This is a genomic window from Streptomyces sp. NPDC058880, from assembly GCF_042742535.1.
GTDB lineage: Bacteria > Actinomycetota > Actinomycetes > Streptomycetales > Streptomycetaceae > Streptomyces.
On record NZ_JBHYMC010000003.1, the window covers coordinates 40,054 to 55,372 of the forward strand.

The window sequence follows — 15,319 nt, forward strand, 5'->3', positions numbered from 1 at the left end:
CCCGTCGTCCACGAGCCGTACCCGCCGCTGTTCCACCGACGAAGACCCGCGCCGTAACCCACGGCGCGCCGAGAGGAAGTCCTCCCGTGCCTGCCATCCGTACCACCCTGCGCCGCGGCCTCGCCGCGGCCGCCGCCCTGCCGTTCCTGATCGGCGCGCTCGCCTCCTGCGGCTACGGCTCCCAGGCGGAGGACACGGGCGACGACACGGCGAACGCCGCCGCCTCCAACGGCAGGAAGCTGTCGGCTTCCGAGGTGCGCATCGGGTACTTCCCGAACCTCACCCACGCCACCGCGCTGGTCGGCCTCCAGGAAGGGCTGATCCAGCAGGAGCTCGGCGCCACCAGGATCAAGCCGCAGGTCTTCAACGCCGGCCCGTCCGAGATCGAGGCGCTCAACGGCGGTTCCCTCGACATCGGTTTCATCGGTCCCTCGCCGTCGATCAACGCCTACGTGAAGTCGAAGGGCCGGAACCTGCGGATCATCTCCGGGTCGGCGTCGGGTGGCGTGAAGCTGGTCGTGAACCCGGACAAGGTCAAGACCCTGGACGACCTCAGGGGCAAGAAGATCGCCACCCCGCAGAAGGGGAACACGCAGGACGTCGCGTTCCTCAACTGGATCTCCGAGAGGGGCTGGACGGTCGACCCGGAGTCCGGCAAGGGGGATGTCTCGGTCGTCCGCACGGACAACAAGGTGGCCCCGGACGCCTTCCGGCAGGGCTCCGTCGACGGCGCCTGGGTGCCCGAGCCGACGGCCTCCAAGCTGGTCTCCGACGGCGGCTCCGTCCTCCTCGACGAGACCGACCTGTGGCCCGAGAAGACGTTCGTGATCACGAACGTCATCGTGTCGCAGAAGTTCCTCAGGGAGCACCCCGACGTGGTCGAGGCCGCGCTCGCCGGCACGGTGAAGACCAACGAGTGGATCAACGCCAACCCGGAGAAGGCGAAGGCATCCGCCAACGCCAAGCTGGCGGCGGACAGCGGCAGGGGGCTCGACCCGAAGGTCATCGATCCGGCCTGGCCGAGCATCGAGATCACCGACGATCCGCTCGCCTCGACGCTGAGGACCCAGTCGGAGTGGGCGGTCAAGGCCGGCCTCATCGAGCAGCCCGACCTGACCGGCATCTACGACCTGACGCTCCTGAACAAGGTGCTCAAGGCCGCCGGCAAGCCCGAGGTCCCCGACGCCGGCCTCGGTGCCGAGTAACCCGCAGTCCAGCCAACCCAGGAGGTGACGACCATGGCCACGACACTCGCCAAGGCTGCCGAGGGCACCGCCCACGCGGCGGCGCACGCCGCCCGTATCGAGCACGTCTCGAAGTCCTTCTCCGGCCCGGCCGGAGCGCAGCTCGTCCTGGACGACATCAGCCTCGATGTCGCTCCCGGAGAGTTCGTCACCCTCCTGGGGGCGTCCGGCTGCGGAAAGTCCACCCTGCTCAACCTGGTGGCCGGCCTCGACAAGCCGTCCACGGGAGCCATCGAGACCCCCGGCGGCCGCCCCGCGCTCATGTTCCAGGAGCACGCCCTCTTCCCGTGGCTGACCGCGGGCAAGAACATCGAACTCGCCCTGCGCCTGCGCGGGGTCGCCCGGGCCGACCGCACGGCCGAGGCCGAACGCCTGCTGGAGCTGGTCCGCCTCGGCGGCGCCCACGGCAAGCGCGTGCACGAGCTCTCCGGCGGCATGCGCCAGCGCGTCGCCCTGGCCCGAGCGCTCGCCCAGGACAGCCGCCTGCTCCTGATGGACGAACCGTTCGCGGCCCTCGACGCCATCACCCGCGACGTCCTTCACGGCGAACTCACCCGCATCTGGCAGGAGACGGGGCTGTCCGTCCTGTTCGTCACCCACAACGTGCGCGAAGCCGTCCGTCTCGCCCAGCGCGTGGTCCTGCTCTCCTCCCGCCCGGGACGGGTCGCGAAGGAATGGACCGTGGACATCCCGCAGCCGCGCCGCATCGAGGACGCGGACGTCGCGGAACTGTCCCTCGAGATCACTGAACACCTGCGTGGGGAGATCCGCCGCCATGGCCAGCACTGATACGAAGGCGAAGACGGACGACCTCGCGGGCCTGGAGGCCGGGCTCGACGCCCTGGACGCGGTCCAGACCCACCGAACGCCGGTCCGCGAGGTCCTCGTCAGGAAGGCCCTGCCGCCGTTCCTGGCGGTCGGCCTGGTCCTGGTGCTCTGGCAGGTCCTGGTCTCCCTGAAGCTCACCGACGAGACAAAGCTCCCCGCCCCCTCCGCGGTGTGGGACAGCCTGTCCGACATGTGGCTGAAGGGGACCCTGCTGGAGGTCATCTGGACCTCCGTGTCTCGTGGTCTGCTCGGCTTCCTGCTGGCCCTGGCCATCGGCACTCCACTCGGCCTGATCGTCGCCCGGGTGAAGTTCGTGCGCGCCGCGATCGGCCCGATCCTCCAGGGCCTGCAGTCCCTGCCGTCCGTGGCGTGGGTACCGCCTGCCGTGCTCTGGTTCGGCCTCAACGACGCCATGATGTTCACGGTCATCCTGCTGGGCGCCGTCCCGTCCATCGCCAACGGCCTCGTCTCCGGTATCGACCAGGTCCCGCCGCTGTTCCTGCGAGCCGGCCGCACGCTCGGTGCCACGGGCCTGCGCGGCGCCTGGCACGTGGTCATGCCGGCCGCGCTGCCGGGCTACGTGGCCGGCCTCAAGCAGGGCTGGGCGTTCTCCTGGCGCTCGCTGATGGCCGCCGAGATCATCGCCTCCTCCCCCGACCTCGGCCTGGGCCTGGGCCAGCTGCTGGAGAACGGCCGCAACAACATCGACCTGCCCGGGGTGTTCCTCGCGATCATCCTGATCCTCGTCGTCGGCATCGCCATCGACCTGCTGATCTTCAGCCCCCTGGAGCGGTACGTCCTGCGCAGCCGCGGCCTGCTGGTGAGGAGCTGATCCGCGTGGCGTCCGTACTGCTGGTCATCGCCCACGGCAGCCGCGACCCACGGCACGCCGCGACCGTGCACGCCCTCACCCGGCGGGTGCGGGCGCTGCGCCCCGGACTGCGGGTGGAGACGGCCTTCCTGGACTTCAACGCCCCGCGGGTCGATCAGGTGCTGTCGGCGCTGCACGCCGAAGGCGCCCGCGACGTGGTGGCCCTGCCACTGCTACTGACCCGGGCCTTCCACGCGAAGGCCGACATCCCGGCGGCGCTGTCGGACGCGCTGACGCGTCTGCCGGGCCTGTCGGTCTCGGTGGCGGACGTCCTCGGCCCGTCGCCGCTGCTCGTCGAGGCTCTCGAACGCCGGCTGTCCGAAGCCGGCCTCTCCCCGGCGGACCGGGCCACCACCGCGGTGGTGCTCGCGTCCGCCGGCTCCACGGACCCGGAGGCGATCGCAGTGATCGCTGAAATCGCGCGGGAGTGGCGGCACACCGGTTGGTGCGCCGTGCGGCCTGCGTTCGCCTCCGCCGCTCTGCCCCGTACGGAGGACGCCGTACGGGCCCTGCGCGCCGAGGGCTTCGCCCGGGTCGCGGTGGCGCCGTACGTCATCGCCCCCGGCCGGCTCCCCGACCGCATCGCGGCCGGCGCCGAGGCCGCAGGCGCCGACGTGGTGGCCGACGTCCTGGGCGCCGCCCCGGAACTGGCGCGACTGCTGCTGCGCCGCTACGACGCGGCTGCCGCGGCGCCCGCGCGGCGACCGGCGCTGACGGCCTGAGGGCCTGAGGGCCCCGCCCGCTACGCCCGGGCGGCGGCCTCGTCGGCCAGGGCCGTCAGGTCCGCGACGGACATCGCGCCCGGCGGCAGGCCCTCGCGGGCGAAGATGTTCGCCGCGTGCCGCAGGACGTCGTTGACCGGGGTGGGCACCCCGTGCAGACGGCCCAGCAGCGAGATCTCCCCGTTGAGGTAGTCCGCCTCGACCGAGCCCGTGCCGCGCGCCAGGCTCTGCCAGGAGGACCCGCCCCGCACGCCCGGCGGCTGGTCCACCTTCCCGTCGCGGGCCTGCGACTGCTCCGCGTCCGAGGCGTAGGCGATGCCGGCGGCACCGAAGGCGGCCTTCCCCTCGCGGACGGCCCGCAGCAGCAGCGCCGCCTTCGCCGGGTCGGGCTCCGGGCCGGTCGTCGCCTGGATCGCGTTGCCCAGGTTCCCCAGCAGCTTCGCGTACTTCCAGCGCATGACGTCCTCGACGGGCGGCGCCTCGAAGCCTGCCCGGTCGAGGTCGGCCGCGACCGCCCGGGCGAGCGCGTCGGTGCCGCCCGCGGCCCGGCCCAGGTGCAGGATGCCGGTCAGCGGGGTGCACAGCGCCGAGACCACTCCCGGCTCCAGGAAGGTGGCGGGCAGCCAGACGCACACCCCGTACACGCGCGCGAAGCGCCGCAGCGCCAGCCGCTCGCTCTCCACGCCGTTCTGCGCGCAGAGCACCGGGAGCCGCTGTGCGGCCGTGCCGCCGCCCGCGACCTCGGCGTCGCCCCACGCGTCGAGCGCCGCGACCGCGTCCTGGGTCTTGACCGCCAGCAACAGCACGTCGTCCGGGCGCAGTTCGCCCATCTCGTCCGGTCCGGTGACCACCGGCAGCCGGTGCACCCGGCTGCCGTCCGCCGTCGTCAGGCGCAGCCCCCCGACGCGCAGGGCCTCCGCGTGTGCGCCGCGCGCGGCGAGGACGACCTCGCCGCCCGCCTCCGCGAGCCGTCCGCCGATGGTGGCGCCGACGGCGCCCGCGCCGATGATGATGTACCGCATGCCGATGAGCCTGGCACACCCCGCCCCGGGCGTCGCCCCCGGGGGCCCGGGGCGCGGCGGCCGGGGGCCAGGATGATCCCCATGAGTGCTGATGAAGAGGGCGGCAGTGTGGCCATGGCGATCGCGGGCGAGATCCTGTTGATGAGCCCCGGCGTGCGGACGTCGAGGACGTTGACGGATCCGCTCCTCGATCCGGAGTTCGTCGAGGTGGGCGCCTCGGGCCGCAGGTGGGACAGGGAAGCGATGCTCGCGGCGCTGCCGGACCTGGAGGGCGGCTGCGCCGGCGGGCCGCGGTACGAGCCGGCCGGCCTGGCGGGTGTCGAACTGGCACCGGGGTTGGTGCACCTCACCTACGAGACCGTGATCGGCGGGCGGCGGGCGCGCAGGAGTTCGCTCTGGCGGTTGTCCGAGGACGGGACCGGCTGGCGGATGTACTACCACCAGGCCACCCCGGTGCCGGGCGGGTGAGGACCCGGCACGTGGTCAGGCGCCGGTCATCTCCACGAGCTTGGCGACGGTGTTCCAGTTGCGGGTGGTCACGTCGATGCCCTTGACGACGGCTGGCCTGGCGAGGGCCTCCGCCAGCTTGGAGCGGCCCAGGCCGTCAGGGGCGTAGAGGTAGAGGACGCGGTCGCCGAGCCGGTACTCCTCGGGGAGGAACGCGGCCGCGTCGAGCGCGGCGAAGCGCTCCGCGCCGGGCTGCTCGGAGAGGAAGGTGGCGTGGAGCTGCCTGCCCTCCAGCTCCGCCGCCGGGAAGGGGCACGCCTGCTCGACCGCGCGCAGGTACGCGCCGTCGAGCACCAGGCACGCGACCCGGAAGCCGAAGTGGGCCTCGATGGCCGCCTCCAGTTCCCGGGCGAGCGCCACCGGATCGGTCTGCGCACTGCTGAAGACGGCGTTGCCGCTCTGCAGGTACGTCTGCACGTCACCGTGCCCCAGTCCTTCGATCACGGAGCGCAGCTCCGCCATCGGGACCTTCTTGCTGCCGCCGACATTGATCCCGCGCAGCAGCGCCGCGTACTTCGTCGTCACCGTGGTCTTCGTCATGGGGGCACCCTAGGGTGCGCCTACGACAGTTCCGCCTCGATGAGGTCGGCGGCCCGGCGTGTGCCGCCCTCGGCGGCCATCCCGGCACGGATCTCCTCGGCGCGGGCGGCGACGGCGGGATCGGCGACGAGAGCGAGGACCGCCTCGCGGAGGGTGGCCGCATCCGCGTCGGCCATCGGGACGTGCCGGGCCACGCCCAGGGAGGCCAACACGTCGGCGTTGCCGAACTGGTCGACGGCCTGGGGGACGGCGACCATCGGGGTGGCGGTGGCCAGCCCCTCCTGGCTGCCGCCGGCGCCCGCGTGGGTGATGAAGGCGTCGGCCTGGCGCAGGATGTCCAGCTGGGGCACCCAGCGGTGGACCTCCACGTTGGCGGGGATCTCACCGAGGTCCGCCTGGTCGGTGTGCCTGCCGATCTGCAGGACGACGTACCAGTCGGGCAGGTCGGCGAAGGCGTCGATGCAGGCGCGGTAGAAGGCGGGCTGCTTGGTGAAGGCCGAGCCGAGCGAGACCAGGACGACCTTCCTGCCGCGGGCGGCCTCGGGCCTGGTCCAGGTGCCCTGGGCGGCGCTGCGGTCGCCCTGGCAGGCTCCGACGAAGGTGTGGACGGACTCGTCGACGCGGTCGGCGTGGGGTTGGAGGGCCTTGGGGATGAGGACGAGGCTGCGGCGGGGGCGGCCCTGGAAGCGGTCGACCTGGCTGCCGAGGCCGTTCTCGGTGAGCCACGCCGCGAACGCGGCGTAGTAGGCCTGCCCGCGTTCGGAGGCCTTCAGCTCGGCGAACATCGGCTCGGCCACCTCCTGTTCGTACCCCTCCCAGGCGACGAGGTTCGGGGAGAGCGAAACGGCGGGGACGCCCCAGCGGTGGGCGAGCACCGGCGCCGGGTAGGCGGTGATGTCGTGGAGGACGAGGTCTGGTTCGTCGCCCTCGAAGGCGGCGGCGAGCTGCGGGAGGGCCTGGACCGCGTCGTTCAGGAAGGTCTCCAGGTGGTCGATGAGTTCGGTGCCCCAGGCCTCCGGTTCGTCTTCGGTGGGGAGGGTGGAGGTGTAGACCACGGGTGTGGCACCGGTCCCGGCGACCTGCTCGGCGAAGGAGGCGGGGATGGCGTAGCTGACCCGGTGGCCGCGGGCGACGAGCTCCCGGATCACCTCGATGCTGGGGTTCACGTGCCCGGGCGCGGCGATGGAGAACATGGCGATGTGGGCGGGCTTGGCGGAGGTCATGGCCCGACCCTAACGAGACGAGACGTCTCGTGCAATCATTTTCAGGTCGTCCTGGACGGCCCCGGGGAGGCGGACGGGTCACGGCCGGCCGGGTCGGCGGGATCGACGGCGCGGCAGGGCGCCAGCACGCGCTCGACGTCGAGGGTGAGCGAGTCGAGCCAGGTCTGGGCGGCGAAGAACTCCGCCGGGGCGACGCCCTCCGGGCGCCGCGCCGCACCGCCCGCACCACTCGCACCGCCCGCACCACTGGTTCCGCCCACACCGCCCGTACCACTGGTTCCGCCCGCACCGCCCGTACCGTCTGCTCCCTCCGGTCCCGCTGCTCCCTCTACTCCCTCCGTCACGGCCGCCCGGCCGGCGGCCCCGCCAGCGCGCGCCGCGGTCTCCGGCGGCACCGCGGCCGCCCACCGCGCCGCACCCCGCATCCGGGCCGCCACCCCGTCCGCCCGATCACCGAGCCGCTCCCCGTTGCCCGGCCCGAGGTCCGGGCCGGCCCGGGCGAGCAGCCTCCGGGATCCCCAGAGCACGTGGTGGCCGGTGATCATGGCGGCCTGCCAGTCCGGAGCCCCGGCCACCGGGGCCCGCGGCTCGCTCTGGCGCTGCGCGTACGCGCACTCCGCCAGCGAGAGCGCGAGCCTCAGCGCCCGGTCGTCGGGCGCGGTGTCCCGTCTCCCGGCGGCCACGGCGGCTGCGGTCGCCTCGACCGTCTCGGCCTCCCTCGCCAGCAGCAGCGCGACCGCGCGGTGCAGCTCCGCCTGCGCTCCCCGCGGCCAGGCGAGCAGCCCGAAGACGATGCCGATCATGCTCCCGACGACCACGTCCATGAGCCGGATCTCGGCCAGCCGCCAGGTCACGGGCGCCAGCTGCGCGAAGACGAAGGACACCACGAGGGTGAACATGCCCTGGGCCCAGCCCACGCCCCGGACCGGCCCGACCAGGAAGGCGACGAGCATCACCAGCGGCAGGACGACGGCGTAGACGGTGGTGTGGCCGCCGACCAGGACCAGGACCCCGGCGGCGAGGAGCGCGCCGAGCAGGGTTCCGGCGAGCGCTTGGCGGACGGTCGCCCTCGTCTGGGTGACCGTGGTCCGGGTCAGGCTGAGGACGGCCAGCATCGCCCAGAAGCCGTGGGGCAGCGATTCGACGCCGGCGACCGCACGGGCGGCCGCGAGCGCGAGGCTGATCCGGACGGCGTTCTGGAAGTGCACGGAGCGCGGCCCTGCGTGGGCCGCCAGCCGGTGCCACCACAGGCCGGGCGCGCGCCGGCCCGCGTACCAGAACCGGCCGGAGTCCGTCCCGGTCGGCATCGGGGCGCGCCTGCCCCGGACCGCCAGCTCGGCCGCGGTGGCGAAGGCCACGGCTGCGTCCGCCACCTCCAGCAGCGCCGCGCGGCGGCGGCCGCGCACCTCGGTGACCGGCTGCGGCTCCCGCTCGGCCGCCTCCCTCACCTCTTCCCGCAGTCGCCGCAGGGCGGCGGCCCCGTCGGTCGCCCGGCCCGTCCCGGCCAGCAGGGCACTGGTCTCGGCGGCCGACCGACCGACCGCCTCCAGCAGCTCCAGTCCGGTCTTCGCCGGCGCCAGGCCCGGGGGCGGTGGAGGCAGGCCGGCCAGCCGCCCGAGCAGGGTCCGCACCCCCAGGCCGGTGTGAGCGAGGGCCCGGTCGCGCAGGCCGGGCCCGGCGGGGCGCTCGGCCTCCTCCACATGGAGGGGGCGCAGGGACTCACCGGCCTTCCGGGCGGCCTCCACCTCGGCCGCCGGCAGCGTGTACGGCGGGCGGCCCAGCTCGGCGGCGAAGCGGGCGGCGGTGTCGCCCGCCCCGGCGACGAGCTCGCGGTAGGTGGTGCCGCGCGGTTCCGGTAGGACGAACTTCTCGGCGAGGACGAGCAGGACCAGGCCGAAGATCGCACCCCCCAGCCGTTCGCCGAGGGTGCCGGGCGCGTAGGGCGGGAAGCACGGCAGGATGTAGAGCAGTTGCAACCCGGGGGCGGCACCGGCGGCCCGGGGGCCGGCCGCGGCCACGAAGGCGATGGCGAAACCGAAGACCAGCATGCCTGCCACGGCGGTCCAGGTCCGCACGGCGAGGAAGGTGCCGGCGGTCAGCAGCAGGCACGCCACCGGCAGCGTCCTGACCACGACGGCGGCCCGCTGTTCACCGGTGCCGGGGATGCGGGACAGGGCCGCCATCGATACCACCGCGAAGAGTGCGTACGTCGCCGCCACGGGCCGGTCCAGCCCGTACAGGCACGCGTAGAACGCGGTGCAGGCGCTGAGGGTGGTGCGGATCGCGTGCCGCGCCACCCTGCTGGGGCCGCGGCCCGCGCTCACGTGTTCTTCGGCAACCACCACTCCAGCATCGGGCGAGTCAGCGCGGGCCACCACCCGCCGACCACAGCCACAGCGGGTTTGCCAGGTCGGCCCACGAAGCGATTGAATGAATGAACATGCATTCATTAATAAGGAGGTGGCCGGTCGTGGCACGCCCACGCGGAGTCGAGGACGCGGTGATCCTGCAGGCCGCGGCTCGGGTCATGGGCCGGGTCGGGCCCGTGGGCCTCACCCTGGCGGCCGTGGCCGGCGAGGTCGGTCTGGTGCCCGGCACCCTCGTACAGCGCTTCGGCTCCAAGCGCGGGCTCCTGCTGGCGCTCGCCGACCGGTCCGCCGAGGAGGCGGGCGAGCTGGCCTCGCGGGCCCGCGCGGCCCACCCGTCCGCGCTCGGGGCCCTGGCGGCTCTGGTGTCGCAAAACCTGGCCGGGATGGACACGCCGGAGAGCTTCGCCCACCACTTGGCCTTCCTGTGCACGGACCTGACCGATCCGCAGCTGTACGAACGCGCCCTGGCCGTGCACCGCGCCCAGCGGCGGGCGATCGAGGAGTTGCTGGCCGAGGCCGTCGCCGCGGGCGAGCTCCGTGCCGACACGGACGTCGCGGGCCTGGCCGGCACCGTGCAGGCGATCACCGCCGGCGCGGGCCTGGCCTGGGCCGTGGAACGCCGGGGCACCCTCGCGCAGCGGCTGCGGCGGGAACTCGACACCGTACTGCGCCCCCGTCTGGCGCCGGTCCACCCCGACGAACCGGAGGAATCATGACGACCGACGCACGCCCGCTGGCCGGCAAGGTGGCCCTGGTCGCGGGCGGCACCCGCGGCGGCGGCCGGGGCATCGCCGTGGAGCTCGGCCGCGCCGGCGCGACCGTATACGTCACTGGGCGCAGCAGCAGCGGTGCTGGGCGGTCGGACCTGGACCGTCCGGAGACGATCGAGGACACGGCGGCGCGGATCACGGCGGCGGGGGGCCTGGGCATCGCCGTCCGCACTGACCACAGCCGCCCGGAGGAGGTCCGGGCCCTCGTCGAGCGGATCGCCGCCGAACAGGCGGGGCGGCTCGATGTCCTGGTCGACTCGGTGTGGGGCGGAGACCCGCTGACCGACTGGGAGCACCCGCTGTGGGAACAGGACCTGGAGACCGGCCTGCGGCTGCTGCGCCAGGCGGTGGAGACCCACCTGATCACGAGCCGGTTCGCGCTGCCGCTGATGGTCGCGCGCGGGAGCGGCCTGGTGGTCGAGGTGACCGACGGCAACACCGCCCGCTACCGCGGTTCGCTCTTCTACGACCTGGCCAAGTCCGCGGTGATCCGCCTGGCGTTCGCGCAGGCCGCCGAGCTCAGGCCGCACGGCGTCGCCGCCGTGGCGATCACCCCGGGCTTCCTGCGTTCGGAGGCCGTGCTCGACCATTTCGGCGTCACCGAGGCCACCTGGCGCGACGGCGTGGCACAGGACCCGGACTTCGCCCACTCCGAGTCCCCCGCGTACCTGGGCCGGGCGGTCGCGGCGCTGGCCGCCGACCCCCGGATCATGGCCAAGTCGGGCCGGGCCCTGGCCACGTGGGGCCTGTACCGGGAGTACGGGTTCACCGACGCCGACGGCACCCGGCCCGACTTCGCCGCCCACTGGGCGAAGAGCCTGGAGGCGGAGCACGGCCCGCTGGGCGACCCCCTCTGACCGGGCGGTGGCGCAACGCGGTGGTAGAACGGCGGCATGGACGAAGCACGGGCCAGGGACGTACTGACGACGGCGGGCCTCACCGGGGACGTCGGCCGGGGCGGGGCCGCGGAGCCCGTCCTGCTCGCGCTCGGCGAGAACGCCGTGTTCGCCGTCGGCGCCCTCGTGGTCAAGGTGGGCCGGGAGGCCTCGCTGCTGGAGCGGGCCGAGCGCGAACTGATGGTGGCGGACTGGTTCGCCGCCGCCGGCATCCCGGCGGTCCGCGCCGCCGAGCCGAAGCCGCGGCTGGTGGGCGGCCATCCGCTGACCCTGTGGCACCGGCTCCCGGACCCGGTGCGGCCCGCGGGGCCCGAGGACCTGGCGGTGCTGCTGCGGGCCGTCCACGCGCTCCCCGAGCCGCCGTTCGCCCTGCCGGCGCGGGACCTGCTGGGGGGTGTGGAGCGCTGGCTGCGGCTGGCGGGGGACGCGATCGACCCGGCCGACGCGGCGTACCTGCGCGCCCGCCGCGACGCCTGCGCGGACGCGTTGGCGGGCCTGTCCCCGCACCTGCCCCCCGGTCCGGTCCACGGCGACGCCCTGCCGCGCAATGTCCACGTCGGCCCGGACGGCCCGGCCCTCGTCGACCTGGAGACCGTGTCGGTGGACCTGCGCGAGCACGACCTGGTGGTGATGGCCCTGTCCCACGACCGGTACGGGATGCCCGCCGGGGAGTACGACGCCTTCGCGGCGGTGTACGGATGGGACGTCCGCGACTGGGAGGGCTGCGCGGTCCTGCGCGGCGCCCGCGAGACCGCCGGCTGCGCCTGGGTCGCCCAGCACGCACCCGCCCGCCCGGGCGCCCTGGCCGAGTTCCGCCGCCGCGTGGCCTCGCTCAGGGACGGCGACCTGCGGACGCGGTGGCATGCCTTCTAGCGCTGTGGCCGGATGGGCGTGCCGGCTCGCGGCGTGCGGTGCGGTGCATCGCACGGTGGAGGGCCGCAGCTCGTACCCGGCGTCCTCGCACGGTCCGACGACGCAGCGAGGTGCCGTGCCGGGGGCCGTGAGGCGGTGAACCCTTCCGGTCACAGCACCATCCTCCCGACCCGCAGGGTCGCTGACGCGCGTCGATGCACCTGGGCCGCGACCCCGACGCTGGTGGGCACGCCACCGGCCTGCGAACATCTGCGGATGATCACACTATCCGACGACCTCGGACACCTCTCCTACGTCGTCACCGGCGACGGGCCGCCCGTCGTGCTGGTGCACGCCGGGATCGCCGACCACCACATGTGGGACGCGGTCGTCCCCGCTCTCGCGGAACGGCACTCGGTCATCCGCTACGACCTGCGGGGCTTCGGGCAGTCCGCGCCGCCGAGCGGTCCGTTCAGGGAGACCGACGACCTGCGCCGGCTCCTGGACCACCTCGGGCACGAGCGCGTCCGGCTCGTGGGCGCGTCCTGGGGCGGCCGGGTGGCCGTGGACTTCGCCCTCACCCACCCGGACCGGGTCCACTCCCTGGCCCTGCTGGCCGCGCCGTGGCCCGGGTACGACTGGTCCGCGGAGATGATCGCCTACGACGAGGCCGAGACGCGGGCGCTGGCCTCGGGCGACCTGGACGCCGCCGTCGCCGCGAACCTGGACATGTGGGTGCGCGGGCCGGCCCGCGCGTGGGAGGACGTCGCGGCCGGACTGGCCGAGCGGCTCCGGGAGCCGATCCGCACCTCGCTGGTGAACCAGGACGCCGTCGGGGAGCACGCGCAGGGCGTCGTCCGGGGCGACCTGTCCGGCATCGCCGTACCCGCCCTGGTCGGGATCGGCGCACTCGACGTCGCCGACTTCCAGGACATCGGCCGGCGCTACGCCCACGAGATCCCCGGCGCCACCCTGGTCGAATTCCCGACCGCCGCCCACCTCATCGCGATGGACGCGCCCGCCGAACTCACGGCGCAGCTGATCCCGTTCCTCGCCCGCTGACGGCCCGCCGGTCCCTGCACCGGCCCGTCCGGCCGGGTCCGGTCAGACCGGCAGCGGGTCGCGCAGGGGCCAGGCCGTGTCGATCACCGCGTCCGGGGTGCCCTGGCGGCGCAGGTAGGACTGGAAGTCCCGGGCCCAGCGGGCATGCCAGGTGCCCTGCTGTGCGTGCAGGTCGGCCGGGGTCAGCTCGGCCACCTGGGGGTGCCGCTCGGCTATCGCGCGGGCCACCTGGACCGCGGCCAGGGCGTCCGAGCCGGCGTCGTGCGCCGACTCCAGGGTGACCCCGTACACTCCACAGACCGCCTCCAGGGTCCGCTTGCCGCGCCGGAAGCGGTCCACGGCCCGGTCGATGGTCAGCGGGTCCACCACCGGACCGGTCCGCGCCCCGCCCAGCCGCTCGGCCAGCGAGGGCAGTTCGTGCCGGGCCAGTTCGGCGCTGAGCAACGTGAGGTCGAAGGCCGCGTTGTAGGCGACGACCACGGCCCCCGCACGCCAGTGTCCGACCAGCGCCTCCGCGACCTCGTCGGCGACCTCCCGCACCGGGCGGCCCTCGGCGACCGCCCGTTCCGTGCTGATTCCGTGGATGGCCGAGGCCCCCTCGGGGATCGGTATCCCCGGATCCGCCAGCCAGCCGCGCCGCTCGTGCACCGCACCGCCGCGCACTTCGACCACGGCCGCCGTCACGATCCTCGATTCGCCCGGCTCCGTGCCGGTCGTCTCCAGGTCGAACCCGATCAGCACCCGGCCGTGCCAGCCCCCCGTACCGCGCTGGTCCTCCACCCCTCGTCCCTCCCCCGTACGTCTTCGGTCAACGGGTTTCAGCCTGCCACGGGCCACTGACAGGCCGGGCGTCCCCCTCCCGGGAGGTGCTCACGACACCGGCCGGGAGTCCTCCCACATCGACTCGAACTCCTCCCGGTAGGTCGCGAACAGTCCGTGGTCCGCGTCCTTGGGCACCCCGCGTCCGCCACCGCGCAGCACCAGGACGGGCGATTCCATGCCGCGCGCCCGCCGCAGGTATGACTGGACCACCGCGATGCCCGAGGCCTGCCCCTCCACCAGGTACGCGGTGAACCGCGGCGTCTCGTCGAAGACGTGGATCTCGAAGCGCGAGGGGTCCCGCAGGCCCGCCCTGACCCGCCGCACGTGCAGGATGTTCATCTCGACCGAGCGGCTCAGCTCGCCCTTGCGCAGTCCCAGCTCCCGCTCGCGCCGTTTGACCGCGCTGCTCGCCGGGTTCAGGAACAGCAGGCGCACCCGGCAGCCCGCCTCCGTCAGTCGGACGAGTCTTCGCCCCGAGAAGTTCTGCACCAGCAGGTTGAGCCCTATCCCGATGCCGTCGAGCCGCCGCGCGCCCCCGAAGAGGTCCTCCGCCGGCAGGTTGCGCTGGAGCCGGACCCGGTCCGGATGGACCGAGACCACGTCCGCGTACCGGTCACCCACCAGGTCCTCGACGGCGTCGATCGGCAGCCGGTCCGCGGCGGGGCTGCCGGAGCCCCCGCCGAGCACCTCCAGCAGCCGCGCCGAGGCCCGCTCGGCCTGCTCCAGCACGGGCCGCGACAGTGCCCGGTTGCGGGAGACGACGTTGCGGGTGACCTCCAGCTCGTCCAGGGCCAGCTCGATCTCGCGCCGGTCGTCGAAGTACGGCTCGAAGCAGGGCCAGTGCTGGACCATCAGCTCCCGCAGCTGCGGGAGGGTCAGGAAGCTCAGCACGTTGTCGTCGGCGGAGTCGAGCAGATAGCCCTTGCGGCGGCTGACCTCGCGCACGGCCACGGCCCGCTGCACCCACTCCTGCCCGGCGGGGCCGGCGGCCGCGACGACCCAGTCGTCCCCGCCGTGCACCGGTTCGTAGATCGGCCTCAGCACCGCGCCGACCACCGACCGCAGCCGCTGTTCGATCAGGTTGAGCCAGATGTAGGCCCGGCCGGCCCGCTGCGCCCGCGTACGGACCTCGGTCCAGGCCTCCGCACCCCAGTCCAGTTCGGCGCCGGCCCGGGCGATCCCGGCCTCCGCCGGTCCGCCCGCCAGGGAGACCGCCCCTGCCGGGACCTCCGTCGGCGTCCCGCCGGGGACGCCGCCTGGGGCGTCCGCCGGGCCACCCTCGTGACTGCCGTCACCAGGGGGCAGCTCCAGACCTCCCGAGCTCACCCGTGCACCGCCTTCTGCGTCTGGACGCCCGTCTCCAGTGATCACGGAAGGGTATCCCGCGCGCGCGGCCCGATGCAGCCCGATGGCCCGCACCACGGCCGTCCATTGACCCATTATCCGATGCACAGACAGTCCGCTGACCCGCATATCAGGCCTGCGGGTCACCCGGCAGGACCACTGCCAAGTCCGCGCGTGAGGGCCCACTTTCGGGGAAGATCTGGCAGTGACGCGGTCCATGCCGGATCATCCGGGACGTCTTTCGACA

The 15,319-nt window shown here is 74.1% G+C and carries 14 protein-coding genes and 1 pseudogene; 9 read left to right on the forward strand and 6 right to left on the reverse strand.

All coding sequences use genetic code 11. The features are described 5' to 3' along the window. Positions 1–86: 86 nt before the first annotated feature. From ACFW2G_RS03015 to ACFW2G_RS03030, 4 genes are read left to right on the forward strand one after another with little or no spacing between them, the layout of a single operon-like run. On the forward strand, positions 87–1,205 hold the full coding sequence (locus ACFW2G_RS03015; RefSeq protein WP_384451261.1) for an aliphatic sulfonate ABC transporter substrate-binding protein: 1,119 nt from the start codon (positions 87–89) through the stop codon (positions 1,203–1,205). 33 nt (positions 1,206–1,238) lie between these two features. Next, positions 1,239–2,033: an ABC transporter ATP-binding protein gene (locus ACFW2G_RS03020; protein ID WP_384451264.1), complete on the forward strand. Its 795-nt coding sequence runs from the start codon at positions 1,239–1,241 to the stop codon at positions 2,031–2,033. Then, a complete protein-coding gene (locus tag ACFW2G_RS03025; RefSeq protein WP_037915410.1) occupies positions 2,020–2,904 on the forward strand; it encodes an ABC transporter permease in 885 nt (294 codons plus the stop codon). Before ACFW2G_RS03020 ends, ACFW2G_RS03025 begins: the two co-directional genes overlap by 14 nt. A gap of 5 nt (positions 2,905–2,909) precedes the next feature. Continuing rightward, positions 2,910–3,665, forward strand: coding sequence for a sirohydrochlorin chelatase (locus ACFW2G_RS03030; RefSeq protein ID WP_037915408.1), 756 nt, complete (start codon positions 2,910–2,912; stop codon positions 3,663–3,665). A gap of 20 nt (positions 3,666–3,685) precedes the next feature. On the opposite strand, the gene ACFW2G_RS03035 is transcribed toward ACFW2G_RS03030, so the two are convergent. Continuing rightward, the gene (locus ACFW2G_RS03035; RefSeq protein ID WP_037915403.1) at positions 3,686–4,687 is read right to left on the reverse strand and encodes a ketopantoate reductase family protein; all 1,002 of its coding nucleotides are present in this window, start codon (positions 4,685–4,687) and stop codon (positions 3,686–3,688) included. A gap of 81 nt (positions 4,688–4,768) precedes the next feature. Here ACFW2G_RS03035 and ACFW2G_RS03040 point away from each other — a divergent pair, with 81 nt between their 5' ends. Next, on the forward strand, positions 4,769–5,155 hold the full coding sequence (locus ACFW2G_RS03040) for a DUF4440 domain-containing protein (RefSeq protein ID WP_384451269.1): 387 nt from the start codon (positions 4,769–4,771) through the stop codon (positions 5,153–5,155). Positions 5,156–5,170: 15 nt separating this feature from the next. On the opposite strand, the gene ACFW2G_RS03045 is transcribed toward ACFW2G_RS03040, so the two are convergent. From ACFW2G_RS03045 to ACFW2G_RS03055, 3 genes and pseudogenes are all read right to left on the reverse strand, one after another. Further along, positions 5,171–5,734 (reverse strand): DUF1697 domain-containing protein, encoded by a 564-nt coding sequence (locus ACFW2G_RS03045; RefSeq protein WP_384451272.1) that lies wholly within the window; start codon positions 5,732–5,734, stop codon positions 5,171–5,173. A 20-nt stretch (positions 5,735–5,754) separates the two neighbouring features. Further along, positions 5,755–6,992: pseudogene (mgt, locus tag ACFW2G_RS03050) on the reverse strand (macrolide-inactivating glycosyltransferase). 6 nt (positions 6,993–6,998) lie between these two features. Further along, the gene (locus ACFW2G_RS03055; RefSeq protein ID WP_384580341.1) at positions 6,999–9,299 is read right to left on the reverse strand and encodes an FUSC family protein; all 2,301 of its coding nucleotides are present in this window, start codon (positions 9,297–9,299) and stop codon (positions 6,999–7,001) included. A gap of 128 nt (positions 9,300–9,427) precedes the next feature. Between ACFW2G_RS03055 and ACFW2G_RS03060 the strand changes: the two genes are divergently transcribed. The 4 genes from ACFW2G_RS03060 (at position 9,428) to ACFW2G_RS03075 (ending at position 12,906) form a co-directional block, all read left to right on the forward strand. Next, on the forward strand, positions 9,428–10,042 hold the full coding sequence (locus ACFW2G_RS03060; RefSeq protein ID WP_236647427.1) for a TetR/AcrR family transcriptional regulator: 615 nt from the start codon (positions 9,428–9,430) through the stop codon (positions 10,040–10,042). Continuing rightward, complete coding sequence (locus tag ACFW2G_RS03065) at positions 10,039–10,953, forward strand: SDR family oxidoreductase (RefSeq protein ID WP_037915389.1); 915 nt, start codon at positions 10,039–10,041, stop codon at positions 10,951–10,953. The genes ACFW2G_RS03060 and ACFW2G_RS03065 overlap by 4 nt, the downstream gene beginning before the upstream one ends. 36 nt (positions 10,954–10,989) lie before the next feature. Further along, complete coding sequence (locus ACFW2G_RS03070) at positions 10,990–11,865, forward strand: aminoglycoside phosphotransferase family protein (protein WP_037915386.1); 876 nt, start codon at positions 10,990–10,992, stop codon at positions 11,863–11,865. A 255-nt stretch (positions 11,866–12,120) separates the two neighbouring features. Then, positions 12,121–12,906 (forward strand): alpha/beta fold hydrolase, encoded by a 786-nt coding sequence (locus ACFW2G_RS03075; RefSeq protein WP_384451279.1) that lies wholly within the window; start codon positions 12,121–12,123, stop codon positions 12,904–12,906. A gap of 42 nt (positions 12,907–12,948) precedes the next feature. Here ACFW2G_RS03075 and ACFW2G_RS03080 read toward each other — a convergent pair whose 3' ends face one another. Together ACFW2G_RS03080 and ACFW2G_RS03085 are read right to left on the reverse strand one after the other, a co-directional pair. After that, positions 12,949–13,686: a 3'-5' exonuclease gene (locus tag ACFW2G_RS03080; protein ID WP_037915380.1), complete on the reverse strand. Its 738-nt coding sequence runs from the start codon at positions 13,684–13,686 to the stop codon at positions 12,949–12,951. A 90-nt stretch (positions 13,687–13,776) separates the two neighbouring features. Continuing rightward, positions 13,777–15,054, reverse strand: coding sequence for an SAV2148 family HEPN domain-containing protein (locus ACFW2G_RS03085; protein WP_037915379.1), 1,278 nt, complete (start codon positions 15,052–15,054; stop codon positions 13,777–13,779). Positions 15,055–15,319 lie beyond the last annotated feature (265 nt).